The 26960-nt window shown below is 48.5% G+C and carries 10 protein-coding genes and 2 pseudogenes; 4 read left to right on the forward strand and 8 right to left on the reverse strand.

What is annotated here, in order from left to right; all coding sequences use genetic code 11:
- The 3 genes and pseudogenes from NDI52_RS06865 to NDI52_RS06875 all read right to left on the reverse strand — a co-directional run.
- A pseudogene (locus NDI52_RS06865) lies at positions 1 to 124 on the reverse strand (IS256 family transposase); the annotation flags it as partial.
- Positions 125 to 201: 77 nt separating this feature from the next.
- A pseudogene (locus NDI52_RS06870) lies at positions 202 to 873 on the reverse strand (DUF4347 domain-containing protein); the annotation flags it as partial.
- A 997-nt stretch (positions 874 to 1870) separates the two neighbouring features.
- Positions 1871 to 8842 carry a cadherin domain-containing protein gene (locus tag NDI52_RS06875; RefSeq protein ID WP_348256328.1) on the reverse strand — a complete coding sequence of 2324 codons (6972 nt, stop codon included), beginning with the start codon at positions 8840 to 8842 and terminating at the stop codon, positions 1871 to 1873.
- A 1299-nt stretch (positions 8843 to 10141) separates the two neighbouring features.
- Here NDI52_RS06875 and NDI52_RS06880 point away from each other — a divergent pair.
- Complete coding sequence (locus tag NDI52_RS06880) at positions 10142 to 10285, forward strand: hypothetical protein (RefSeq protein ID WP_206758162.1); 144 nt, start codon at positions 10142 to 10144, stop codon at positions 10283 to 10285.
- A gap of 9 nt (positions 10286 to 10294) precedes the next feature.
- Positions 10295 to 11980: a 2-isopropylmalate synthase gene (gene leuA, locus NDI52_RS06885; RefSeq protein ID WP_190770292.1), complete on the forward strand. Its 1686-nt coding sequence runs from the start codon at positions 10295 to 10297 to the stop codon at positions 11978 to 11980.
- A gap of 263 nt (positions 11981 to 12243) precedes the next feature.
- Here leuA and NDI52_RS06890 read toward each other — a convergent pair whose 3' ends face one another.
- On the reverse strand, positions 12244 to 12996 hold the full coding sequence (locus tag NDI52_RS06890; RefSeq protein ID WP_190770293.1) for a class I SAM-dependent methyltransferase: 753 nt from the start codon (positions 12994 to 12996) through the stop codon (positions 12244 to 12246).
- Positions 12997 to 13454: 458 nt separating this feature from the next.
- Between NDI52_RS06890 and groES the strand changes: the two genes are divergently transcribed.
- A complete protein-coding gene (groES, locus tag NDI52_RS06895) occupies positions 13455 to 13766 on the forward strand; it encodes a co-chaperone GroES (protein ID WP_190770294.1) in 312 nt (103 codons plus the stop codon).
- A gap of 123 nt (positions 13767 to 13889) precedes the next feature.
- The gene (gene groL, locus NDI52_RS06900) at positions 13890 to 15527 is read left to right on the forward strand and encodes a chaperonin GroEL (protein WP_190770295.1); all 1638 of its coding nucleotides are present in this window, start codon (positions 13890 to 13892) and stop codon (positions 15525 to 15527) included.
- A 369-nt stretch (positions 15528 to 15896) separates the two neighbouring features.
- Here groL and NDI52_RS06905 read toward each other — a convergent pair whose 3' ends face one another.
- The 4 genes from NDI52_RS06905 to NDI52_RS06920 all read right to left on the reverse strand — a co-directional run bounded on the left by NDI52_RS06905 (position 15897) and on the right by NDI52_RS06920 (position 26447).
- Positions 15897 to 18908, reverse strand: a complete 3012-nt coding sequence (locus tag NDI52_RS06905) for a response regulator (protein ID WP_190770296.1) — start codon at positions 18906 to 18908, stop codon at positions 15897 to 15899.
- Positions 18909 to 18983: 75 nt separating this feature from the next.
- Positions 18984 to 19532 (reverse strand): heme NO-binding domain-containing protein, encoded by a 549-nt coding sequence (locus NDI52_RS06910; RefSeq protein WP_190770297.1) that lies wholly within the window; start codon positions 19530 to 19532, stop codon positions 18984 to 18986.
- 156 nt (positions 19533 to 19688) lie between these two features.
- A complete protein-coding gene (locus NDI52_RS06915) occupies positions 19689 to 20642 on the reverse strand; it encodes a PleD family two-component system response regulator (RefSeq protein WP_190770298.1) in 954 nt (317 codons plus the stop codon).
- A gap of 825 nt (positions 20643 to 21467) precedes the next feature.
- Positions 21468 to 26447, reverse strand: a complete 4980-nt coding sequence (locus tag NDI52_RS06920) for a PAS domain S-box protein (protein ID WP_348254115.1) — start codon at positions 26445 to 26447, stop codon at positions 21468 to 21470.
- Positions 26448 to 26960 lie beyond the last annotated feature (513 nt).

Genomic DNA, 26960 nt, shown 5'->3' on the forward strand with positions numbered 1-26960 from the left:
GTCGTTTGCTCAGTTGTTTGAGTAACCCCGATTCGCCCAGAATATCCTCTGGCGTCTGACAGTCTGCCAACAGCTCATCGAGCATCTCATCCACGCGGTTAGTCTCTTTTTTCTTTCGTGCCATGATGCGGTCTCCTGAATTAAGGGGATTTTAGACCGCTTACACAAAATCCTGATCACTCTCACAATTTTGGTAGCAACATCTAGCTTCCAATTGCCGCTCAAAAAGGAGTTGCCTACTTTGCTAGACGAAGCGGCTACGGCTGCTCCAGTCAACTCACCGAGCAAATAAATGAACTGCTCCCCACGATCGCCCTTCGCCACCTCACAGCTATACAGGGCAATCTCTTCTACACCCCACTCCTTCAACCGGAAAGCTTGCGCGTCCAATTCCTCTAAATTCAACGGCTTTGCGCCCACGTGAACCACACCGGGTTCCCCGTGAGCCACGATCGCCAACCGTTTTGCACCTGTTTCTACCAATAAATGTGTAATGACCGTCAATGCATCTTCGTTGACATCAATGGTGTGGGCGATCGCCCCCGGCAACAGTGCCCCATAAAGGGTGTCTAAATCTTGAACCCGTTGATCAAAAACGACGAGTAGGGGGCGATCGCAAGCTTTATCCTGAAGCAGCTCTAAACAGAAAGCTTGAGTATTAGGTTTTGAAGAAGTTCTAACTTGAATACCCATGGTTGGGGAGGTGTATCGCTTTCCATCAAGAACAGTGGTATTCGTTTGATGAGGTGAAATAACACAAGCTGGAGTCATACGAGCTGCCTTCCGGTCAAGATGTAGGAACTGATTGAAATTGAAGTTGAGAAACCCACTAAACAGATACCCCAAGCAAGAGCTCAGGGGGATGCTAGGCATGGTTTGGGAAAGCACTATTCAGCAGTTAATAGGTATCTAGCATGCGGAAAAGCACTACCCTAACTATCCAGAAGGGAGCTTCAGTGCACAGACAGTACATAAAAACTAGGGTTTGCTTAAGAGGCTGTTTTCTTGCACAAAGCGCAAAAAAAACTTTCAGCCAGCTTTAGAACACACCCTAGTAGGTCTCAAGGGAAGCAGCATCTGCTGTGTCCTCTCCCCCCGACCAGCGCCAGTATGGTCTAAGTATTACTCCAGGTTGATACAACGAATAACACACAGTTTCCATATAACAGAAGATTACTTAGAAGTTTTTACATATATCCCATAGGGCAATACTCTGGACAGTTTTTCTGAAACCCTTGATTTTGCGTACGCGAAGCGCACGCAAAATCAAGGTAATGATAGGAGAAATTATCTATAGAAGATAAGAAGGAATTCTAGACTTTCATTTCATCAGTGAACTCGGGCATTATTGGTTCCTCTCTATCCATCATTACAGACTGAGGAGAAGTTCCTTCTAGAGCATGTTTTAAAGTTGACTGAAAAGTTGCTTTTCTCGTACGTAAAGCCCACAAAAAATTAACCTTGAAAATAGGCTTCAGTCTAATTTATAAAACATCCTTGAATAGCTGTGAGTCTACATCACATTAATTCAAATCACTCATGTGTTGTGTAGTGCGTAAAGCACACAACACATACAGCGCCTTGCGCTTGAGTCAGACACGGTTGTTTTTGTGAGAGCCCCGCTCCGCGCGGCTCTCACAAAAACAACCAGGTTTTAAGCGCTTGAAAAACGCTGTAAGTCTTGACTGTTACAGAAATGGTGGTGTGAAGCAGGAAGCGCCTTACAGCACCTTCAAACTTCAAAGGGTATGCTCCGCGAAGCGGACGGCACACCCTTTGAGGTCTATGTTAAATGAAGTTGAACTACTAAGAAACAAGCGATGAGTTGGCTCAGCGTAACCATTCAACTGGTTACGCTGAGTACCAGAACCTAGAGGTTGCCCAAAGTAACAGCTCCAGCATTCAAGCTGATAGCACCCGTGGGGGTAGTTTTACCCAGGAGCAGGAATGCCTCATAATTGGTTCCATTTCCTGCGTTGGCATCGAAAGCAATTAAAGTAGCATTTGCAGTTTGTCCTGCACCGACACCAAACGTGAAGGCGCCACTTGATGCATTATAAACCCCGGTAAAGGCTGCAATTGAGTTATTCGTCAGAGCCGTCTGAACGGTATTTCTCAACTGATTAGTGCCATTTCCGAGCCCAGTATAGGCCGTGCCAGTCAGTCGCAGTGCCTCCATACCCGTCAGAACATCGATATTCGCGGTATTGATATTCACACTGCCAGTAGCAGAGTTTATCTGACCTGTGAGGGCGATCGCTCCGTTTGTGGCAGCATACGCAGCCGTATCAGTTCCAGCACCCCCCACTAAGAGATCACTGGCATTCCCCCCAGCACCCGTTAAGCTGTCAGCACCACCGGTTCCAACAACAACTCGTCGAGCGCTAGCAGCCGTACTGATATTGCCTGCTACATCCTGAGAGTACAGGTAGTAGCTAGTACCAGAGGTCGAGCCTACCAGGCTAGCAAGATCGAGTGTGTAATTGCCCGTCGCATTCGCCACAGCCGCTGTTGCAAAGCTAGTCGGATTGCTAGCACTCGTCGACAGTAGAACAGTTGCGTTTGCTTCTGCAGTTCCAATAATGCTGGTTGCCGTATAACCGGTGATAGCGGGCGTTACAGGGGCAGTCGTATCGAGCGTGTAAGCTCTGGATGCACCTGCAGTGACATTACCAGCTGCATCAATGACACGGGTCGTAAGCTGACGGTCCGCCCCTGTCAGCAGTGTGATACCTGACGCCGTCCAGTTTGAGCCATTGGTTACGGCCGTTACCCAATTGGTTCCACCATTGGCAGACACCTGAATCGATTCGCCCGCCGCCAACGTACCCGTGAAGGCCCCCGTCACCGTTTGACTTGCAACATTGGTGATGAAGTCACCGGCCGCACCCGTGTCAGTGCTGAGGGAGGCGATCGCTGTCGACACCACAGGAGCAATTTGATCGAGCGTATAAGCTCTCGATGCACCAGAAGTAACGTTGCCAGCCACATCAACGGTACGAGTGATGAGCGTGTTTGCCCCTGCTTGTAGGGTTACGTTAGCAGCGCTCCACGTGTTGTTCGCGGTGTTGAGCGTTGCGGTTCTCCAAGTGGTTCCACCATCAGCAGACACTTGAATCGACTCACCCGTAGTCAACCTACCTGTGAAGGATCCCCTGACGGTCTGAGTAGCCGCATTGGTGATGAAGTCACCCAGCGTACCAGTATCGCTGCTAAGGCTGGAAATTGTATTGGCGACAGCAACCGGCACAATAGTATCAACCAGAATGGAACGTGTGATAGGAGCACTCGGATTGCCCGCTGCATCGATTGCCCGAACACTAAGGGTCGTCGTGCCATCTGCCGGAATTTGAACAGAGGTAAAGTTGCGGCTCCAGTTTCCACTAGCATCGGCTGTGGTAGCCAGCGTCGTGGTACCCCAGGTAATGTTGACGGTGCTGTTGACCTCAGCAGTACCTGAGACTGTAACGCCTGCACCCTTCTCTGCAGCATTGATCCGGTTATCTCCAGCAACCACGTTGAGCACTGGATCAGCCGGAGCGGTGGTGTCAATAGTAAACGTGCGAGGAGTAGAAGCAAGGCTCTGGTTGCCAGCGGCATCTGTAATTGTCGCTGTAATAGAGTAGCTACCCTGCATGAGTGTTGCTGGGGTAATCGCAACACTTCCCGCTGCGATGTGAGTTGCATTGATTGTCAAAGTGGCAATTTGAGTAGAGCCATTGAACAGCCTTATTCTATTGCCAGGAACCGCACCAGTATTCGCCAAACTAATGACAAAGGTAGGGGATGTGTCGTTAGTGCTCACGCCATTCGCAACAGGCCCCTGAATCGTACCAACATTATCTGTAACGTTGATAATCGCTGGGGAGTTGGGGGCGATCGTATCGACTGCAAACGTGCGAGGTGCAGAGGCAAGGCCGATGTTACCTGCTGCATCGGTTGCTGTAGCTGTAATGCTCTTACCAGAACCCTGCCCGATGGCCGTGATGTTTTCAGGAGTCAATGTATAGGACCAAGAACCAGTAGTATCAGAGGTTACCGTGCCTAAAACAGTGTTACCGAATCTCAGCGTTACAGTACTGCCAGCTTCTGCAGTTCCAGTAATACCAGCGTCTCCTGCAACAGAACTCACTGTGCTATCTGTTCCGCCAATGGGATTGATAGTGGGTGCAGTGGGTGCAAGGGTGTCAATGAGAACCAATTGTGTGCTGGTCGTACTGGTGTTGCCAGCCGCATCGGTTGCTGTAGCGCTGATGGTAGTGGTGCCATCACCAGGAACCTGAGCACTCGTAAAGGTGCGGCTCCAATTACCGGCTGTGTCCGCTGTTGTAGTCAGGGTAGTGCTACCCCAGGTGACATTGACGGTGCTACCCGCTTCAGCCGTACCAGAGACCACGATACTTGCAGTTTTCTCTGCACTGTTAACGATGTTGTCAGTCGCGACAGCAGCAATGACTGGAGCATCCGGTGGTGTGGTGTCAACAGGTATTTCGTTAATGTCATTGACATTTACGGTAATTACCTGCTCACGGGTATTGCCTACTGCATCCGTCGCAATCACCGTAAAGCTGTAGCTAGGCTTAGTCTCATAGTCGAGATTGCCACTAGCTAGAGTAACCACCCCAGTCGCTGGATCAATGCTTAACAGGTTGGCATCACCCACTCCAGACTTAAGGCTGTAGGTGACTGAGTTAACGGTAGCCGGAGTATTAAAATCGGTGTCAATTGCCGCAACAGTATAGAGAGTATTCTGGTTCTCATCTACAAAGCTGGTAGTACCCGAGGTGATGGTGGGAGCCACTTCATCCAGGTTGTTCACATTGACCGTAACTGCCTTGGGCTCAGATACATTACCCGCTGCATCCGTTGCGATGACACTGAACGAGTAGCTGGTCTTGGCTTCGTAGTTAGCTGCATCCTTCAGGGTGACAGCACCTGTTGCTGGGTCAATGCTGAGCAGTGCTGCATCAGTACCACTCAAGCTATAGGTGATGGACTCGGTGCCAGGAGCAAAGTCCGTGTCAGTCGCAGTAGCCGTGTAGATGAGCGCACCCGCAGCATTTTCATCTACAAAGCTGGCAATACCCGAGGTGATGGTGGGAGCCACTTCATCCAGGTTGTTCACATTGACCGTAATTGCCTTGGGCTCAGATACATTACCCGCTGCATCCGTTGCGATGACACTGAACGAGTAGCTGGTCTTGGCTTCGTAGTTAGCTGCATCCTTCAGGGTGACAGCACCTGTTGCTGGGTCAATGCTGAGCAGTGCTGCATCAGTACCACTCAAGCTGTAGGTGATGGACTCGGTGCCAGGAGCAAAGTCCGTGTCAGTCGCAGTAGCTGTATAGATGAGCGCACCCGCAGCAGCATTCTCATTGATGGCCACTCCATCACCTGAGGTAATGGTGGGAGCTACTTCATCTAGGTTGTTCACATCGACCGTAACTGCCTTGGGCTCAGATGCATTACCTGCTGCATCCGTTGCGATGACACTGAATGAGTAGCTGGTCTTGGCTTCGTAGTTAGCTGCATCCTTCAGGGTGACAGCACCTGTTGCTGGGTCAATGTTGAGCAGCGCTGCATCAGTACCACTCAAGCTGTAGGTGATGGACTCGGTGCCAGGAGCAAAGTCCGTGTCAGTCGCAGTAGCTGTATAGATGACAGTGCTCACAGCAGCATTCTCAGTGATGGCCACTCCATCACCCGAGGTGATGGTGGGAGCTACTTCATCCAGGTTGTTCACATCGACCGTAACTGCCTTGGGCTCAGATGCATTACCCGCTGCATCCGTTGCGATGACACTGAATGAGTAGCTGGCCTTGACTTCGTAGTTAGCTGCATCCTTCAGGGTGACAGCACCTGTTGCTGGGTCAATGTTGAGCAGTGCTGCATCAGTACCACTCAAGCTGTAGGTGATGGACTCGGTGCCAGGAGCAAAGTCCGTGTCAGTCGCAGTAGCCGTGTAGATGAGCGCACCCGCAGCAGCATTCTCAGTGATGGCCACTCCATCACCCGAGGTGATGGTGGGAGCTACTTCATCCAGGTTGTTCACATTAACCGTAACTGCCTTGGGCTCAGATACATTACCTGCTGCATCCGTTGCGATGACACTGAATGAGTAGCTGGCCTTGACTTCGTAGTTAGCTGCATCCTTCAGGGTGACAGCACCTGTTGCTGGGTCAATGTTGAGCAGTGCTGCATCAGTACCACTCAAGCTGTAGGTGATGGACTCGGTGCCAGGAGCAAAGTCCGCGTCAGTCGCAGTAGCTGTATAGATGAGCGCACCCGCAGCAGCATTCTCATCTACAAAGCTGGTAGTACCCGAGGTGATGGTGGGAGCCACTTCATCCAGGTTGTTGACACTGATGGTCACATCCTTAGAAGTTGCTGGGGTGACACCATCAGAAGCTAGAACCGTGAACGAGTAGCTGTTTTTCGCTTCGTAGTTAGCACCCGACTTCAGGCCGACAGCACCGGTAGTTGGATTGATTTCTAGCAATCCAGCATCTGCACCAGAGAGGCTAAAGGTGACTCCAGCTGAGATATCAGCAGAGTCAGTTGCAGTTGCGGTGTAGATGACGGTACCCGCAGGGACGTTCTCATTGATGGAGCCCGTTGCACCCGAGGTAATGGTGGGAGCTACTTCATCTACGTTAGTGACACTCACCACAACAGCTCTCGGTGCAGAAGCATTCCCTGCCGCATCCGTAGCAAGTACATTGAAGCTATAGCTGCTCCTGGTTTCGAAGTCTGCCGAATTCTTCAGCGTGACGACACCTGTACTGCTATTGATGTTCAGCAGTACTGCATCTGTGCCGCTCAAGCTGTAAGTGATGGATTGGGTACCAGGAGCAAAGTCGGTGTCAGTCGCAGTAGCCGTGTAGATGACAGTGCTCACAGCAGCATTCTCTGCCACTGAGCCTGTTCCAACGGAGGTAATGGTGGGAGCCACTTCATCAACGTTGGTGACACTCACCACAACAGCTCTCGGTGCAGAAGCATTCCCCGCTGCATCCGTTGCAACCACATTGAAGCTATAGCTGCTCTTGGTTTCGAAGTCTGCCGAATTCTTCAGCGTGACGATACCTGTACTGCTATTGATGTTCAGCAGTGCTGCATCTGTGCCGCTCAAGCTGTAAGTGATGGATTGGGTACCAGGAGCAAAGTCGGTGTCAGTCGCAGTAGCCGTGTAGATGACAGTGCTCACAGCAGCATTCTCTGCCACTGAGCCTGTTCCAACGGAGGTAATGGTGGGAGCCACTTCATCAACGTTGGTGACACTCACCACAACAGCTCTCGGTGCAGAAGCATTCCCCGCTGCATCCGTTGCAACCACATTGAAGCTATAGCTGCTCTTGGTTTCGAAGTCTGCCGAATTCTTCAGCGTGACAACACCAGTGGTTGGGTTGATATTGAGCAGACCAGCATCTGTGCCACTCAGGCTGTAGGTGATGGAACCCGCATCTGTTGCTGCAGCGGTATAGATAACAGTTGTGGTCGCCGCATTTTCAGCTACCGTTCCTGCATTACCAGAGGTGATCGTTGGAGCAACAGTATCGATCGCCTGAGTATTGTTAGTGCTAGCAGTATTAGAATTCCCGGCTGCATCAGTAACAGCATTGGTACGCAGCGCAAGGCTAATATTGCCACTGGCAATTCCAGGTGTGGGTGTGACGTTAATAGTGTAAGCCGTGCCGCTGCCTGTAATGCTTATGATAGTGCCGTTAGTAACGGTGAAGTCATCAGCGGTTAGTCCTGTGACTACCTCATTGAAGGTGTAGGTATAGGCAATGCTGGTAGTTAATAGATTGGCAGTACCAGGAACGTTATCCGTTACAGCTACCGTAGGAGCAGCAGTATCAAATGTATAAGCTGATGAACTGACACTTAGAGTATTGGAATTAACACTGTTACCACTATTTAATGTTGTTGAGTTGTAACTAAAGTTAGTGGCTCCCTGACCTCCACCTGTTCTTCCAGGAATATTAGCTGGTGTGCCAGTATAATTTCCTGAATTTCCGTTTCCACTAGCAGTCCCCTGATAAACTTCAAACGTAAGGAGCCCTTGATAGCTTGTACCAAGAATAGTTTCAAGGTTTAGCGTGGTATCCCAACTACCTGTGTCACTATTCCGATCGATTGTTCGCCAATAGAGGGCAGTTCTAGTACCGCTAACAGTACCCCAAACAACGAGTAATACATCCTGCCCAGAAGTTCCAGTCTGATTTACCGATCCTGAGATAGTGATTGAGTTATCTTCAGCACTGTTAATGAAAGAATCATTATTCCATGTTGTTCCATTAACCGTTAGTCCAGTGATTGCTAAGACTGCTGGATACTGCCATAAAATGGCTGGATTGAATGGTTGACTATATGTCCCAATATCAAATTCCCAGCTTCCGCCCTGCGCCGCAGCACCAACCTTGCCTGTTGCTGCTGCAACCTTAGCTCCGCTCAGCCGCTCCAGTTCTGCAACAAAGCGAACATCCTGACCGACTTCGCAGCTATACAGCGCAATCTCTTCCACACCCCACTCTTGCAGCAGGTGAGCCTTTGCCTGTAACTGCTCAAGATTCAGAGGGTTCGCGCCAATCTGAACAACTCCGGGCTCCCCGTGAGCCACGATCGCCAACTGCTTCACACCCGTCTCTGCCAGCAATTGCGTGATCATCAGCAATGCATCGTCGTTGTCATTGAGGGTGTAGGCGATCGCCCCTGGCAACAGTGCACTATAAAGGGTATCTAAATCTTGAACCCGTTGATCAAAAACAACGAGTACAGAGCGAACCGTGCGAGCGCCCTGTACTACCTCTGAATAAGATGTTTGAGTATGAAGCTTCAAAGAAGTTCTCACTTGATGTGTCATGACTGACAAGCTGTATTGCTTCTGAGCAAGAGCAGTGGTGTTTGCTTGGTTAAGTGACACAACGCAATCTGAAGTCATGCAAGTTGCCTTTCTCTAGGGAGGTGAAGATTGTATTTAAGTGGCATTTGATGAGGCCGATAAACCCACCGAACAAATACCCCAGACAAAAGCCAGGGGAAATTCGGACATAGCTTGAAAAAGCAATGTCCGTAGTTGCTGGGTATCGAAGATGCACACAGTTATCGCCCTGGTTATCTGGATCAGATTCAGGGCACTACGCAAATACATAAAAGGAATTGGTAGATCTCAAAGGAAGCAGTCTCTACTGGGTCCTCTGAAATCTTCCGGCCATCCTGGGCCTAGCCTATGTATTACTCCAGGTTGATAACCTACAAATAACACGTGCTCTCCGTACCGTAACGAGTTACACAGTCAGTTTTCACGTAAATTTTATAGAGTAATCTATCTTAAGATAGTGCGCAAAAAGCTTGGAATGCCTACCTGTCGGGCATCTCAGGCATTCTACTTCATACTACGAGAAGAAATAAATATAAAGACTCAGTAGTTAATGTTACGCACTCACATTATTGATGCGTCAAAAAATATACTAAGCATATAGGCCTACTACACATGTAAGCCGATGGCTTCCGGAAAAATACGGTTATGGCCAGGAAGGTTAAAACGCAATTCTCATCGTGGGGTAAAGGTTGAAGCTAGTTCTCCTCAGGATTGCGGTTCAACGGGATCAGGACTTATATCATGTCGTGTTAAATGCACACAACAAAAAGCAAGGTGACGCAAAGCGTCACCTTGCTTTTTGTTGTGTGCATTTAACCTTACTTGTTATTACGTATTCTTGTTGTGTGCCGTGCGCTTCGCACCCAATAAGAATACGTAAGTCCTATTGATAGGAGCTACCGTTATCGCTCGGTAACCTGACTTGACGGCAATCCTCAGCCCGGCTACTATTCGAATGAGTACTATTACAACGCCATTGATGCAACGCCAGCAGCGACTCCTCACCCCGCTTACCAGCCTTTTACTAGGGCTGGGGCTGCTGCTGCGCCTTGGGCGCAACTAAATTTTTGAAATAAAGGCGTAATGCCCTGAATAGGTTAAGAAGTTCTGAATGCGATCGCCTTCAAGCTCCAGGTGTCGCGATCGCCTCAGGAATTGAGTTCTACAAGAACTCTCATTCCTTGTATTCCACACACTTTCAAATAAGCGAGCGCATCAGTTCTCGCAACCGCTCAACGTTTGCTTTGGAGAATACCCATGCAATTACAACTTCCGTTACGGCTTAACCTTGGACTGCGACTGTGGGTGGGGTGTCAGGCTTGGATGCAGTGGCAACCTGGCAACCCCATGTTCGTAAGCGCCGCGATCCGATGTCATCGATACCGAAGTAAAACCATTTAGAGATTAACTATGTTGACTCATCCTGCTGCGAAATACCGCCCCTTTGCACCTGTTCAGTTGAGCGATCGCACCTGGCCCAGCCGCACCATTACCCAGCCCCCGACCTGGCTCAGTACTGACCTGCGCGACGGCAACCAGGCGCTCATCGAACCCATGTCTGTCGAGCGCAAGCTGCGCATGTTCGAAATGCTGGTGGCGATTGGCTTCAAGGAAATCGAAGTTGCGTTTCCTTCCGCTTCTGACACCGACTTCTCCTTTGTACGCAAACTGATTGAGGAAAATCGCGTACCGGAGGATGTCAGCATTCAAGTCTTGACTCAGGCGCGAGAGGATTTAATTCGCCGCACGTTTGAGTCTTTACGCGGCGCGAAAAAAGCCATTGTTCACGTTTATAACGCCACATCTCCCGTCTTTCGTCGTACGGTTTTTCGTCTTGACCCTCCACAAACCATTCAATTGGCAGTATCAGCCGCAGTGTTAATTCGTGATTTAGCCGCTGAGCAACCGCATACCGAATGGCGTTTCCAATATTCACCAGAAACATTCACAGCAACAGAACTAGAGTTTGCACGCGACATCTGCAATGCTGTGTTGGATGTGTGGCAACCGACGAGCGATCGCAAAGCGATCATCAATCTTCCCGCTACCGTAGAGGTTGCTACCCCCAACGTCTTTGCCGATCAGGTGGAATGGATGCACCGTCACCTGCGCTACCGCGAAAATGTCGTGTTAAGTGTGCATACACACAACGATCGCGGTTGTGGTATTGCAGCATCAGAGTTGGCACAAATGGCGGGAGCCGACCGCGTTGAAGGATGTTTGTTTGGGAATGGTGAACGCACTGGCAACGTGGATTTGGTGACCCTGGCCCTCAACCTCTACACCCAGGGCATTCATCCCGGTCTGGACTTTTCCCAAATCAACGAAGTTGCACGCACCGTCGAAGATTGTACCCAACTTCCCATTCATCCTCGCCATCCTTACGTCGGCGATCTCGTCTTCACCGCATTCTCCGGTTCTCACCAGGATGCAATCCGCAAGGGACTGGCGGTACAAGAACCTGATGCTAACTGGGAAGTTCCTTATCTTCCTATCGATCCCGCTGATGTAGGCCGTACTTACGAATCTGTCGTGCGGGTCAACAGCCAGTCGGGTAAAGGTGGCATTACCTTCCTGCTGGAGCGGGATTACAACCTGAGCCTGCCTCGCCGTTTGCAAATCGAGTTTAGCCGTGTGGTGCAGCAAGCCATGGATGCAACGGGCAAGGAGATGACCTCTGCCGATCTGTGGCAATTGTTCGAACGCGAATACCTCCAGGCCAGCCAGTCGATGAAATATGTGCAGCATCACTGGCTCGATGAGACAGAACCGCCCTCAATTCAGGTTACGGTTGAACGCGACGGGCAACCCATCAGCTTGCAAGGCTCTGGTAATGGCCCCATTGATGCCTTCGTTCATGCTCTGGGAATGGACATTCGCATTCACCATTATGAGGAGCGAGCATTGGGCCAGGGTAGTGGTGCGGATGCGATCGCCATTGTCGAACTCGCTGCTGATTGGTTACCCGGCACCATACATGGCGTCGGTATCCACAGCAGTATCGTCACCGCTTCTCTGTTGGCCGTATTGAGTGGCATCAATAGAGGGTTGATGGCTTTGACACCAGAGCAGCAATACAGTTTTCGGCATCAGTAGAAGCATAAAACCGTGGGAGAGCGATCGCTTTTGCGAAATTTCTCCCATGGATTTCGGCATTAATTCAAGCACAAAAGGTGAATGAAGAATTTCATTCACACCCGTATCCTAAAAACATCGAGTTGAAAAGTTTCAGCCTTCTGGACTGCGAACCTCCAACTTGCTCCAAATCTGCGCTGCTGGGGTGGTCATAGCGATCGCCCCTTTTTCATTTTCTGGCACTGAAAATTCAGCCGCCTATTGCCATAGCACTTGGTTTTTGATTACAACGAACTGTGAATTACTTTGCGATAACAGCGAGTCGTAATCAGATGAGGATGGTAAACCTCTAAGAAATTGTGCTGGAGAGTCTGAAAGAAGGTATTGACCACAACCGGATCATCCATGTGCGTTGGATATTCGTTGTTGTACCCCTTGAAAAAACACCAGTTGAGGATGACACAACCTTCCAGTTGGAGGACTTTGTGAAACTCCAACAGTTGATGGCTGGGATTGGATAGGTGCTCAATCACATCAAAACAGAGAATGGTGTCGAAGGATTGTGTTAAATCCAACTCACTCAAGCAGTGTAATTTCTTCTCAAGGCCCAGGTCTCGAATACGGGTTTGAACAAAAGCCCGATTGATGGGGTTGATGTCGACATAGGTAACCTGCTCGACATCGGGGCAGAGCGCAGCCGCGATCGCATGCGTTCCAATGCCGCCACCAAAGTCGAGAACGTGCCCCTTTGCTTGATCTGCAATCAGCGCCAAAGTTGAGCCAATATAGTCGCGGCTGGTAAGATGCCAGGCTGCCAGTTCAAACAGATAAGCTGAACCCACCTGATGCTCATAAAAGTCGGCTACGAGTTCCCAATCAAAGTGATGGCTAACATCGGCTACCGCATAGCGGCGCTCATCCAATTGTTGGGAAAGCGTTTGTGGATCGAGTTGGAGAAACTCTGCCAGGTGGTGCTCCAGATTAAAGGCGTCGTTCCAGAAAGACTGTAAGAATTTAGGCTGAGGTGCCTTGTACATTGTTAAACCATGGTATTTGCCCCGTACCCACGCATCTTACTGCAAAAAAGCCATTCCCCCTAAGATAGATGTATGAGGAAGCGCTTTTCCAAGGGACAAGCTCGGTTTATAGGCTAGAAGCTTTATAGAGCAAGAATTTAGGTACTTAGAATTAAGTTTTCCCCAAAGGCTTCTAGAACTCGCGATCGCCCTTCCGACATAATCCGTACGGTAAACCGTACATAGAAGAAAGTTGCTGAGAGTCACCTTACTCCGCTAAATTAGCACTCAGGTGGAGAGAGTGCTAAAGTGACAAGGGACTTCCACCGGAGCAATCGCTGATAACTGTCCACTAGCTGCGGTCAGCTGAAGGCGATCGAGATGGCCGAGTGCCATTCCTCATATGCTCCTGGGTTTTCTCCTGCCAGCCTATCTCAGATTCACCTTATCAATTCTAGTCAATCGTTTGGAGAGGTTCTATGGCTGCTATTTCTCTGAGCGTTTCTACGGTTAAACCGTTGGGCGATCGAGTATTTGTGAAAGTAAGTGCATCGGAAGAAAAGACCGCTGGCGGTATCTTCCTGCCTGATGCTGCGAAAGAAAAGCCTCAGGTTGGTGAAGTTGTGCAAGTAGGCCCTGGTAAGCGCAATGACGACGGCTCTCGTCAGGCCATCGATATTGAAGTAGGTAGCAAAGTGCTGTACTCCAAGTACGCCGGAACCGATATCAAACTGGGTACCGACGAGTATGTGCTGTTGTCTGAGAAGGACATTCTGGCTATCGTTTCGTAATTTTGGATTTTAGATTTTGGATTTTAGATTGAACTCAATCAAAATCCAGATCTAAGGCGAAACTCGCTCAACCCCTTCATTCGAAAATCCAAAATCACAATTCTAAAATTTCACTGAGGAACTATGGCTAAGCGCATCATTTACAACGAAAACGCACGTCGCGCCCTGGAAAAAGGGATCGATATTCTGGCTGAAGCAGTTGCAGTAACCCTCGGCCCCAAAGGTCGTAACGTGGTTCTCGAGAAGAAGTTTGGTGCTCCCCAAATCGTGAATGACGGGGTCACCATCGCCAAAGAAATCGAACTGGAAGACCACATCGAGAACACCGGCGTATCTTTGATCCGTCAGGCCGCTTCTAAGACCAATGACGCAGCTGGCGACGGTACCACCACCGCGACCGTATTGGCTCACGCCATCGTTAAAGAAGGTCTGCGTAACGTAGCCGCTGGTGCTAACGCGATCTCCCTGAAGCGTGGTATCGACAAGGGCACCGCGTTCCTCGTTGAGAAGATTGCTGAGCACGCACGTCCTGTTGAAGATTCCAAAGCGATCGCTCAAGTTGGTTCCATCTCTGCGGGCAACGACGAAGAAGTCGGCCAAATGATTGCAGAAGCAATGGACAAAGTGGGTCGCGAAGGCGTTATCTCTCTGGAAGAAGGCAAGTCCATGACCACCGAACTGGAGGTCACTGAAGGGATGCGCTTCGACAAAGGTTACATCTCTCCCTACTTCGCTACCGACACCGAGCGGATGGAAGCAGTGCTGGATGAGCCTTTCGTCCTGATCACCGACAAGAAGATCACCCTGGTACAAGATCTGGTGCCCGTGCTGGAGCAAGTAGCTCGCGCCGGTCGTCCTCTGGTGATCATCGCTGAAGATATCGAGAAAGAAGCTCTGGCAACCCTGGTGGTTAACCGCCTGCGGGGTGTGCTGAACGTGGCTGCTGTGAAGGCTCCTGGCTTTGGCGATCGCCGTAAAGCAATGCTGGAAGACATCGCGGTACTGACCGGCGGTCAAGTTATCAGCGAAGACACCGGCCTCAAGCTAGACACCACCAAGCTGGAAATGCTGGGTCGCTCTCGTCGCATCACCCTGACCAAGGACACCACCACCATCGTTGCTGAAGGTAACGAAGCTCAGGTGAAGGCCCGTTGCGAGCAAATCCGTCGTCAGATTGAAGAGACTGAGTCCAGCTACGACAAAGAGAAGCTGCAAGAGCGTCTGGCTAAGCTTTCCGGCGGTGTAGCCGTGGTGAAAGTGGGTGCGGCAACCGAAACCGAAATGAAGGATCGTAAGCTGCGCCTGGAAGATGCCATCAACGCAACCAAGGCTGCAGTTGAAGAAGGTATCGTTCCCGGTGGTGGTACCACCCTGGCACACCTGGCTCCTTCCCTGGAAGAGTGGGCAAACGCCAACCTGAGCAACGAAGAGCTGACTGGTGCGTTGATCGTGGCTCGTGCGCTGCCCGCTCCTCTGAAGCGGATCGCTGAGAACGCAGGCCAAAACGGTGCTGTGATCGCTGAGCGCGTGAAAGAGCAAGACTTCAACGTGGGTTATGACGCCGCTAACGGCAAGTTCATCGACATGTTCGAAGCTGGTATCGTAGACCCCGCGAAGGTAACCCGTTCTGCGCTGCAAAACGCAGCTTCCATCGCTGGCATGGTGCTGACCACCGAGTGCATCGTTGTTGACAAGCCCGAACCCAAGGAAGCAGCTGGCGCTGGCGCTGGCGGCGGCATGGGCGGCGACTTCGACTACTAAGGTTACGATTTAGCCGCAGATATTCTGCGGCATTTAATGCGGGGCGATCGTCATTGTGGGCGATCGCCCCTTTTTTGCATTCAAAACGCTTGTAGATACTGTTTTGCCTTCTGTTGGTCAAGGGGCTTGACCAACAGAAGGCAAAACAGTATCTACAGGTATTCCTACAGATTTTGTGTGGGTTTTCTTTCTACGGTGACATGAGTGAATGTCGAGTCAGTCCTTAAAATCCTTGTGGTAGGGACGTTGTATACAACGTCCCTACCACAAGGATTTACACTCAGAAACGCCTTCATCTCTTCTGGTGGAATCAATTGGCTTTTAGAAATAGTTGGAATGCCCTTCTTGTAAACTGCGATCGCAGACGGATCATAGTCGGGTATGGGAATGGCATTCCATCCGGAGAATGTCCTCAAGCTTTCTATATTCCTCTTTAAAGAGCATGAGTAGTTCTGAAGCACCTGTTAAGTTGCCAATACGACCAGATGTTTCGAGCCGTTGGCATAACTGCGAGAATGGAATGGCGCCAAAGACGGCACTGCTAGATTTTAGAGTGTGTGCAGCCTGGGCTAAACCAGATGGATTTGCTTGCTCTATAGCTAGAATTGTCGATTGTACGAGATTGGGAGCATCTTCAAAGAAAAGTGTTACCAGACGCTTCAAAGTTTCTGCAGGATCTCCGCCCATCATATTAAGAGAGTCTTGCAATATTTTGGAGTCGATAACATCGTCTCGTCTTAAATCACCATCATAAATTTCACAAGATGGGGGAGAATTAACCTCAATCTCATCAATTGGTAGACAACATCGAGACTGGCATTTATTAAGTGCCTGGATAAGCTCCTCAATTCGGATTGGTTTACTAATATAGTCATCCATTCCAGCATTCAAGAAGTTTTCGCGATCGCCCTGCATCGCATTCGCCGTCATGGCAATAATACGAGGCCGGACATCAACCTCCCACTGCTCCAGAATATGCTGCGTCGCTGTTAGGCCGTCCATTTCTGGCATATTTACATCCATCAGCACCACATCGTAGGTTTGACGGCGCAAAATTTCTAACACTTCTAATCCATTCGCTGCAACATCAGCACGATAACCAATGTGTTGCAGTAGCCGTAAAGCTATTTCTTGATTTACTCGATTGTCTTCTGCTACTAAGATACGCAAAGGTGCTCTTTCAGCGAGAAGCAAATGGCTGATCTCCAACGTTTTGGAAGAGGATTGCTGAATCTTAACCCGTTGACCACCTAAGATTTGAGTGAGCACATTAAACAATTGCGATTGCTTAAGAGGCTTATTGAGAAAAGCGGCAAAATTGACGTCATCGCCCTGGTCAATTTTTTCAGGTTTGCTCATTGATGTGAGCATCACTAGCGGAAGCGACTTCAATAAACTGCACTTCCGGATTTCGGCTGCCAGAGTTAACCCGTCCATTTCAGGCATCTGCATGTCCAGAATCGCCATGTCACAATGGTTTCTCTGATTCAACCAATCCAGGGCTTCTGCCCCAGATTTTGCCGTGTAGGGAATCATGCCCCAAGACTCTGCCTGCTGTGTCAGAATTTGTCGATTGGTAGCATTATCATCCACAATCAGCAGATGTTTCCCAGCCAAGTCCAATTGAGGCGTACCGTACCCTACAACAGGTTGATCAGAGGCAGCTTGAGCCGTAATTGTGAAATAGAAGGTTGAGCCCTGGTCGGGTTGGCTCTCAACCCAAATTTTACCCCCCATCATCTCGACTAACTTCTTGCAAATCACCAGACCCAGTCCAGTGCCTCCATACTTACGAGTCGTCGAGGAGTCAACCTGGCTGAAGGGTTTAAACAAACGTTCAAGATGTTCTGGGGGAATCCCAATCCCAGTATCCTTGACCGCAAAGGTAATTTCGTAGTCAGAATCCCCAGAACTATCTTCCTTAGCTACCTTTTGGGCTGAAACTGAGGTAATCACCTCACCAACGTGGGTGAACTTAACGGAATTATTGACCAAATTGACTAGAATTTGGCGTAAGCGAGTGATATCGCCTTTAATGATCGGCGGAATTTGTGGATCAAGCTGATAAGCTAATTCCAATTTTTTCTCAGCGGCTTGTGCTGCTAATAGATCAAGAGATTCTTCAATACAAGTTCGTAGCTCAAAGGGTTGTATTTCAAAATCAAGCTTGCCAGACTCGATTTTTGAAAAATCGAGAATGTCATTAATGATAATGAGCAACGTGTCGCTGCTATTGCGGATGGTTTCCGCAAAATTTCGTTGATCTGTCGTCAACTTTGTATCCAGCAGCAATCCTGTCATACCCACGATCGCATTCATCGGTGTGCGGATTTCGTGGCTAATCGTAGAGAGAAATTCACTTTTTGCCAGGCTGGCCGCCAACGCTTGGTCACGAGTACATGCTAAATTATCAGCAATCTGTTGGCGTTCTATCTCGCTACCAATCCATTGAGCCATCAACTTCAAAAGTTCTTTATCCAGGGCTGCAAACGGCTTAGGGTAGGGAGAAAGACTTGAAAAATTGAGCGTTCCATAAACTTGGCCTGCCACAGTCACCGGAACACCAATATAGGATTCTAGCTTAAAGGTTGAATAACACGGATGGTTATACAACTCGCATGTTTCAGCCGATTCAAGACAAACAGCTTCTTCTGCCTGCAATGTTTCACGACAGTAGGTCTGGTTGATGTCAAAAATAGCACCTTTGATCTTGGCGTCTTGAGGCAAAAGAGCCAGGATTACTTCGTAGCGATCGCCCGTCACATGAGACAGAACTCCTATATCCAGGCCCAATTGACGGCGTCCCAGAGCCAGTAGTTCTTGAAGTTTCTCATCAAACGTAAGCTGGTTAGAGGAAGTAATTTGATATAAGGTTCGAATGGTTGCTTCACTCTCTCGCAGAGTGGCGCGTTGTTCAGTAAGTTTACTGGTTAACTTATGCGCGTCAGACAAAGCTGTATTTTTGGCCTGTAGCAGAAATAAATAATCGGCAACAGGATCATGAATCGCAAAATCTTTCAGGGCTAAATCAAAGGTTTTTAAGACAGCTAAATCATTAATCCAGGGAGAACCCAGGAAGAGTAATGCTTCTTCAGGCTGTTCAACGGATATAACTTGCCCTTTGAGCTGCATGCCATTGTGCAGCGATTCTAACAAAAATAACGAATTTGCCTGTTCTCGGATCGCATCAAAGTTGCTAGAGATAGCTGGGCGGTTAATTTGGAAATGCTGCTCTAACCGTTCCCCAACCAATAAATGAGGATAGAGTCGCTGTAAAACCTGCCCCAGTTGAATAATACGATTGCTGCGATCGATAGCTACATGGAATGGAAAAGCCGCCATAAACTGTTGATACGGTAGGCTCAAATGCGTAGAAGCCATAGAGCGGCTATTCTCCTAAATTAATTTGATGAATCTTTGGTGGAGAGGAAGAGCTACGCTTTTCCTCTCAGTCAACTACCGATATTTGATGAGAAAAGTATCGTGGTCTGCGCCGGTAGTGCGATCGCCCGTCTGCGTTACATCCACCTCAGTCTTAAACCGCCGACCCAGTCCTTTTAATAAGCCCATAACCATCGGGGCCAGACCTTGACGGGTCGAATGATAGTCTAATTGCAACGTACTTTGATCAACTGACGTCGAGTCAAATGAAGGTGGCTTTAGGTTAGAAAAATTCAATCCTACACGGGCGTGCAGGTTATCCAGATTTTCGAGAAACTCCGGGAGATTATCTCCTGCCATGGCCAGCATTTCACCATAGCCTTCTTCAGCCGTATACGTTACCCAATATTCGCCGAAGGCTTGCAGAATCTCTTCTGCCGACATACCAAGCACCTTACAGGCTGCACGAACAAGCCGGTGCGTTACATCATCAGGATAAGCATTCATACTAATGAAATAATCAATATCTGTTAATGATGCTTCCTGTTTAATTGTTTCCCAGGTTGTCTCTCCAAATTGAGTACATACCATTTCTTCGATCGCTTTGTTCACTAATCCATACATACTCGATCTCCTAATTTTGTTGACTTTTTGCTTCTGGAATTAGTTCTTGCGGAAGGGACACCTCCCCTCTACAAGATGGTATGTTTTTTGCTGGGATGCCTGATGCACAGGCATCCCAGCAAAAAACATACTGTCGCTCTATAGGTAAATTACGTGTTAGTTCTTAAAAATTACACAATTGCCTCCTTGTGCTTTCGCTTGATAGAGAGCTTTATCAGCGGCCCGAACTAGGGCAGCTGCGGAGGATTCATTACTGGGAATTGTACTGGCGACACCCAGGCTAATGGTGACGTGCTTCTTCGTGCAACTCCCAACATGAGCAAGATTCAAGGCAGCCACCTGGGTTTGAATCGTCTCTGCTACATGAACAGCACCCGCTGCAGAAGTTTTAGGAAGAACGACTGCAAACTCTTCTCCTCCATAACGAGCAACCAAATCAGTTGGATATTTGATGGATTGCTTGAGAGCACTCGCAACTTTGTGTAGGCAATAATCCCCTGCCTGGTGGCCATAGGTATCGTTATAAGCTTTAAACTCATCAATGTCTCCTAAAATCAGTGATAAAGGAGATTGTTCGTTGAGCAGATTCTGCCACTGACTATCAAGATACTCATCAAAAACTCGACGGTTATAAACTTGCGTCAAGCTATCTACTGAAGCTACCAGCTTGAGTTTGTCATAGGCTTGTTCAAGCTCCTGGTAAAGCTGAGATTTTTCAATTAGAATTCGTACCCGTTGACGCAATACTGACCAGTGAATTGGTTTGGTGACATAATCTGTCGCCCCAACCTGAAATGCCCAATCAACCGATGTTTGGTCATCTAGACCTGTAATCATCAAAATAGGAGTGTGATGGCTGCCGGGTAAAGTGAGTAACCGAGTACAGCAATCAAACCCATTCATCACAGGCATCATGGCATCTAGAAGAACTAGATTAGGGCGAACGGCCTTGTAAGCTTCTAAACATGCCTGCCCATCGGACACCTCTGCAACCCGGTAGCCTTCCTTCTGCAAAGCCTCACAGAGAATGGTACGCGTTAATCTATCATCGTCTGCTAACAAAATTAAAGGTGGTTCATGACAAGCTCCCTCTACACTGTGTATTGTCATGGAACCTGAGAAAATTTTACCAGTATCATTCAACTGCTTCAAATTCGCTTCTAGAAAAGGTATCGAATAAGCATTCAACGAGGTATTTGGATTCATCTTCCAAACATTATCTGAGGTGTCTTTATAAAGCTTTCCCAGGATTTTACAAACGTAACGGATTACACTTTGTCAAATCTAAACATGCTGGTTTTCGATTTTTTACAGGAGATTAAGGTGTTTTATGGAGTTTGAAGAAAGCGTCCAATTCTCTATATTGGCTTTCATTTCAATTGATGAAATACCGTGAATATAGCAATGTGCAAGTGCGTTAAGTACAGCAACGGTGGTGTGGGGCACGAAGTGCCCCCACACCACCGGACTTAATCAACGTGCATAGCGCTATATAAGGCATTTCACCTCTAATTCAAATCAAATCAGTTAGCTCCTATCAATTTCCTAAGCAATTTTCCCAGGAAATCTTCTGTGTCTTCATGCAAACACCTTCTATAGCATTTCTACTTAATTTTGAAATATCTGTTAGAAGATAAAGTAAACCGTAATTACAGCACTTTTCAAGTCCGTGAGGTACAGAATTTTTGTTGAAAGCCGCGCTTCGCGCGGCTTTCAACAAAAACTCTGGTTCTATTTCAGCGCAGAGCGCTGTACTTCACCTTCCAACAGGTATTTAACCTCAATTCGGGATAAGCTCAAAAGTCCATTTTGTAGTGCGCTTCACGCACTACAAAATGGACTTTTTCGAGGGGCGCGCTTTGCGCGCCCCTCGAAAAAGTCCTTAACCCGAACTCAGGTTATTTATAATTTCTCTATAGAAACTGTTTGAATTAACTACGAAAGTAGAGTTGCCAGTAATTCTGCTAACTGTTTGAGTTTAATTGGTTTGGTGATGTAATCATTGGCACCTACAGCAAGACACCGTTCGCGATCGCCATTCATTGCTAGAGCTGTGAGGGCAATAATGGGCACATTCACCAGATTTGGATCCTGGCGAATCTGTTGTATGGCTTCTAATCCATCCATTTCTGGCATTTGTAGATCCATCAGAATCAGGTCAGGGTTATAGGCTTGAGCCAGAGAAATTGCCTCCTGCCCACTCTGTGCCGAGAGCGTGCGATAGCCTTTAGTCATTAGGTAGCTCAATACAGCAATCGTATTGGCTTCATTGTCTTCTGCCAGCAAAACCAGAGGGGATAATTCCTGATTAAGTTGGCTAGGATTGACCTCTGGTTGCAGCAAAACGGGGGGTTTAAGAACAGGTGGCGTAGGGGTGATGCACGGCAGATCAATCGTAAAGCAACTTCCGACGCCGACTTCGCTGGTAAGCTCCACCTGTCCGCCGTGGAGCTCAACGATGCGTTTAACCAGGGCAAGCCCCAACCCTGTCCCTTGGTATTTGCGATTAAGGGCGCTATCGATTTGGATGAAAGGTTGAAATAGCTGATGGATGTGCTCTGGGGCAATGCCAATACCTGTATCTATAACGGCGATGCGCAAGAATTGCCTGCTTTCTAAGCCTGGCTTGTGGGAGCCTGGAAAGCTCACCTCCAGGGTAATAGAACCCCCTTCAGGAGTGAACTTGACAGCATTGCTGAGCAAATTGATCAAAACCTGACGGATGCGCCGTTCATCAACACATAAATCTGGTAGATCAAAGGGTAGTTTAATGGTCAGCGAAATATCTTTAATAAGAGCCTGTTGTTTAATAAAGGCCAGGCTTGCTTGGCAGAGAGGCTCAATAGCAGTAGCCGCGCAGTTCAGATCCAGTTGACCGGATTCAATTTTGGCGATGTCAAGGATGTCGTTAATGAGTTCCAACAAATGATGCCCACTATTCTCAATGATTTCCAGGGCCTTCATTTGTTGTTCGCCAACTTCACCAAAGATCTGATCTTTCATCCCCTCAGCCAAGCCCAAGATGGCATTAAGAGGAGTACGCAACTCATGGCTCATGTTTGCGAGAAATTCATCCTTGAGGCGGGTTGCGCGGGCAAGTTCCCCATTGATCAGCGCAAGTCGTTCATTCGTTTGACGCAACTGTTCTTCAAACTGTTTGCGGTCGGTGATATCCAACACCGTCCCCAAAAAACTAAGCAGGTCACCTGTCTCAGCAAGAACAGGTTGTCCTTTTACCAACACATGAATGATGCTGCCATCGGGATGCACCACACGATACTCTAGTTCAAATGGTTTAACTTGGGCGATCGCCTCCTTAAACACAGCCTCATTCTGCTCTCGATCATCGGGATGAACAGACTGAATGAGTTCTTCATAGGTCGGCTCTGGTTGTTCTGGAGCATAGCCAAATATCTGGAAGGTTTCTTCTGACCACGTATTTCGTTGGGTTGCAACATCCAATTGCCAACTGCCCATATGAGCGATGCGTTGTGTCTCCAACAGCCATGCTTCGTTTTGGCGCAGTTGCTCTTCCATACACTTGCGATCGCTAATATCCGTCGCAACCCCTAAAATTTCCTGGGAGTGACCATCCACAGACATAATGGGAGTCTTAATCGTTTGGAAGTAGCATTGATGCCCATTGGCATCCGTGATCGTTTCTTCTACAAGCCTTGTCATCATTGTGGTCATCACCTCCCGATCAACTGCCAGAAATTGTTCAACTTCTGCCACATTCGGGTGAACTTCGGCATTTGTTTTGCCAACCAAGTCTGAGATTTTAGCCTGATAGATATCTGCCATGGCTTGATTCACAAGTGTAAATCGCCCTTGCCAGTCTTTGACAAAAATCAGATTAGGAACAGTGTCGATCAGACGACGAAGAAATTCTTGCTGAGCTTTCAGGAGCATTTCTGATTGCTTGCGCTCAGTGATATCTTCTATCATCGCCATACTATACAGTGGACATCCATCGGGATCAGAAATGAGTGCGACCGTCATATTCGCGAGAATCACATCACCCTTCTTTGTGATGAATCGTTTCTCCATCTGAAAGCCAGAAATTTCACCCCTGAGCATTTGCTCAACCTGTTTGATATCTTCAGCTAAATCATCTGGATGGGTCAGGTCTGAGATGGACATGGCTGCCAACTCAGCATCGCTATAGCCGAACAACTGATAATGAGCCGCATTGACTCTAAAAATTTGATAGTTATCCACCCTGACCAGGCTAATGGCAATGGGTGCATTATCAAAGACTGTGCGGAACTGCTCTTCGCTCTGTTCAAGTGCCTGTTGAGCTTGCCTGCGAGCGGTTTCCAACCGAGTTCTTTCGCTGATATCACGACAAATGCAAATCATCTCCTCTTGAGGCGTCAGGGTGAGAGAAACCTCCTGGTGGAAGGTACTGCCATCTCGACGAGTGGCGATCGCCTCTCCACGCCAAGCCCGAGCCTCAGGTAACTTGGGAAGAACCTTCTGCTCAAAGCGCTCCACTTCTGCAGCGGAGTAAAGCGTTTTCCAGGTTTTGCCCACTAACTCCTCAGCACAACGGTAGCCAAACAGGCTGGCATGAGCCTGATTCAGATACGTGTACTCACCCTTTGTGTTAAGGATCGCAATACCATCAATGGCGGCTTCGATAGTGGCGAGTTGTCGGCTGACAATCTCCTCTGACTGTTTACGAGCGGTGATATCTTCGGCAATACCAGCCAATCGGTAGACTTCTCCCTGGGGATTATGAATGGGGAAGGCTCGATCGCGCACCCAGCGTTGCGTTCCATCGGGTCGCAGAATCCGATACTCCTCGTCATAACCCTCGGATTGTTTGGCAAGAAATTCAAAAACCCGCGCCTGATCATCTGGGTGAATTGCATCAGCAAAAGATTCGGGTGATGTGTAAAGCAACTCACGGGAGCAGCCCCAAATGTCTTCGTAAGCAGGACTAACGTAGAGGATTTTGCTGCAATCCGTATCACTAATCCAAAAAACACTCTGGATATTTTCGGCAAGCTGACGGAACTTCTCCTCGCTCTGGCGTAGGGCTTCTTCTGCCCGTTTGCGATCGCTAATATCTTCCACAATGCCAATTGAGCAATCCACATCACCCGAGGCCTGACGGATCAGAGAAACAGTCAGGTTGATCCAGACCGTACTCCCATTCCTGTGCAGACAACGCTTCTCGATGGAGAAAGAATTGATTGCTCCAGCATATAATTGCTGACGTTCTGCTTCCCCTTTTTCCCGATCGTCTGGATGGCAAAATTCCCTAAAGTTTTGGGTCACTAACTCTTCCTTGGAGTAGCCCAAGATATCGCACAACTTCTGGTTAACCTTGAGGTACTGACCATCCAGCGTTGCTAGATTGATGCCAACGGCTGCCTGGTTAAAGATGGCACTCAGTTTTGCTTCACTTTCACGGAGAGCCGCTGTGCGTTGTTCCACACGGTCTTCTAACTCCTGGTTCAGGCATTCCAGGGCTTCCGTAGCATGCTGCCGCTCCAGTTCTGCCGCTGCTCTCGTCGCAAAGATGCGTAGAAAAGCTTCAGCCCATTGGATATCTTCCATAGGCTTGTTATCCAGGATGCAAAGATTACCCACTCGCTGACCACTTACGGTAGTGAGGGGAATCCCCAAATAGCTTTCCGCTTGTAGGGACTGAATCAAGGGGTAATCAGAAAAACGTTCCAGGAGATCTTTTGGACAGTAGAACTGCCCATACTGAATAGCACGGGAACAGCAGGGCGCATCTGCCAGGGCAAACATGATTTCGGACTGAGGTTTGCCATCTTTCCAATAGGCCAGTGTTTGCAGGCGATCGCCCACCAGTTGAGTGACCAGGACATATTGCACTTGCAGGGCCAGCATCAATTGTTGTGCCAGGGCCGAAAAGAAGTCTTTACCAATAGCGGCAGCAGTGCTTTCTACCAGGCATCGCAAGGCGGTTTCAGCCCGTTTGCGTTCAGTTTCCAGACGCACCCGTTCGCTGATGTCGAAATTCATCCCGATCATCCGTACGGGAGCACCATCAGGACTGCGCTGCACGAGAGCATAAGATTCGACATGGCGAATTGTATCGTCCGGTAAGAGCACTCGAAAGTTAGTCTCATAGGAGCTTTCACCAGCCAGGGATTTCTGGGTAACAATACGACAATTGAGCAAATCATCCGGATGCACTCTTGCTTCCCAGGTGGCATAACCGCATGCAGTAGAAGAGGGTTGGACGCCGTAAAGTTCATACATGCGATCGTCCCAAAAAAGGCGATCGTTCATCACATCCCAGTCCCAAATACCAATTTTCGCGGCCTTTACTGCCAGTTCAAGGCGCTCAGACAGATGTTGCAAACGCTCTTCTGCTTGTTTCCGTGTGTTGCCTTCCTCCTGTAATTGCTGGTGCAGGGTGGCTTGCTGCAGGGCAATCGTTAGATATACTGTCAGGTGATCAACCAATTCCAACTCGTCGGACTGCCACTCACGAGCATTTGCACATTGATGGAGGATGAGTAAACCCCAGAGGCGATCGCCCACAAAAATGGGCACCGCCAAATTTGCCCTGACCTGGAATCTTTCCAGTAATTGCAAATGACACTGGGTTAAACCTGCCTGATAGACATCGCTAACCACCCATCGGTAACCCTGGTGGTATTGCTGCCCGCCGCCTCGTTGAAAGCACGTATCCTCAATCTGCTGACCCCGTATCGGTAACCAATTCCCTGCGACTGACTCGGCCACCACTTGCCCACTCATATCAGAGTCAAACTGGTAGATTAAAACCCGGTCTGCCTGAAGGAATTGTTGTATTTCCAGAGCAGTGGTATCCAAAATCATCTGAATATCAGCAGACCGACTGATACGAACGGCAGTTTCTCGGAGAAGACGCTCTCGTTGTTTAGATGCCAGCATAGATGGTTGCATGATTCAGATCAGGACGAAAGAACTAGGGTGCCTGCCTTACTCGACTACAAATCAAGAACCTGGCAGGTTGAAGTGCCACTGAAGCGATCTTTTATAGAAACTGCTTTAAAGATTGTTTGTGTGCCTATCGCACAAGCAACCCTTCTAGCTAGCTTGAATACATACCTGAGGACTGGGTAGCTTAGGTTGTTCTACGTTTGGTGGCATGGAGTGCAAAGTATCCCACACCGCCAAATTAGGTTGCTGTCTGCTGTGCAGTACTGGTTATGGCAGTGGAAAAGCCAACACGTCGTGGGCTTTCTCGAATTGGAGCTGGGAGGAAAAGAACAATAAAAAGTTCTCAAGTTTGCCTCAGTAGTTTTTCACGATTTTTTAGGCCATAAGCTCGAAAACCTTGTTCTTTTTAATCGATTTCTCTTGTCAATCTATGATTTGTTTTGTTTGAATAGAATATCCTTTAGGGCTAAGGGTCTATTTGGAAGTTGAAGGGGTAGATATATAGCTATCTTCCCT

It is taken from the genome of Leptolyngbya sp. PL-A3 (genome assembly GCF_039962325.1).
Classification (GTDB): Bacteria; Cyanobacteriota; Cyanobacteriia; order Elainellales; family Elainellaceae; genus Vacuolonema.

What these genes read in the sequence shown, in the direction of transcription:
- NDI52_RS06880 (WP_206758162.1), top strand. Translation starts at nt 10,142, where the DNA reads ATGCAATTACAACTTCCGTTACGGCTTAACCTTGGACTGCGACTGTGG.
- leuA (WP_190770292.1), top strand. Translation starts at nt 10,295, where the DNA reads ATGTTGACTCATCCTGCTGCGAAATACCGCCCCTTTGCACCTGTTCAG.
- NDI52_RS06890 (WP_190770293.1), bottom strand. Translation starts at nt 12,996, where the DNA reads ATGTACAAGGCACCTCAGCCTAAATTCTTACAGTCTTTCTGGAACGAC.
- groES (WP_190770294.1), top strand. Translation starts at nt 13,455, where the DNA reads ATGGCTGCTATTTCTCTGAGCGTTTCTACGGTTAAACCGTTGGGCGAT.
- groL (WP_190770295.1), top strand. Translation starts at nt 13,890, where the DNA reads ATGGCTAAGCGCATCATTTACAACGAAAACGCACGTCGCGCCCTGGAA.
- NDI52_RS06905 (WP_190770296.1), bottom strand. Translation starts at nt 18,908, where the DNA reads ATGGCTTCTACGCATTTGAGCCTACCGTATCAACAGTTTATGGCGGCT.
- NDI52_RS06910 (WP_190770297.1), bottom strand. Translation starts at nt 19,532, where the DNA reads ATGTATGGATTAGTGAACAAAGCGATCGAAGAAATGGTATGTACTCAA.
- NDI52_RS06915 (WP_190770298.1), bottom strand. Translation starts at nt 20,642, where the DNA reads ATGACAATACACAGTGTAGAGGGAGCTTGTCATGAACCACCTTTAATT.
- NDI52_RS06920 (WP_348254115.1), bottom strand. Translation starts at nt 26,447, where the DNA reads ATGCAACCATCTATGCTGGCATCTAAACAACGAGAGCGTCTTCTCCGA.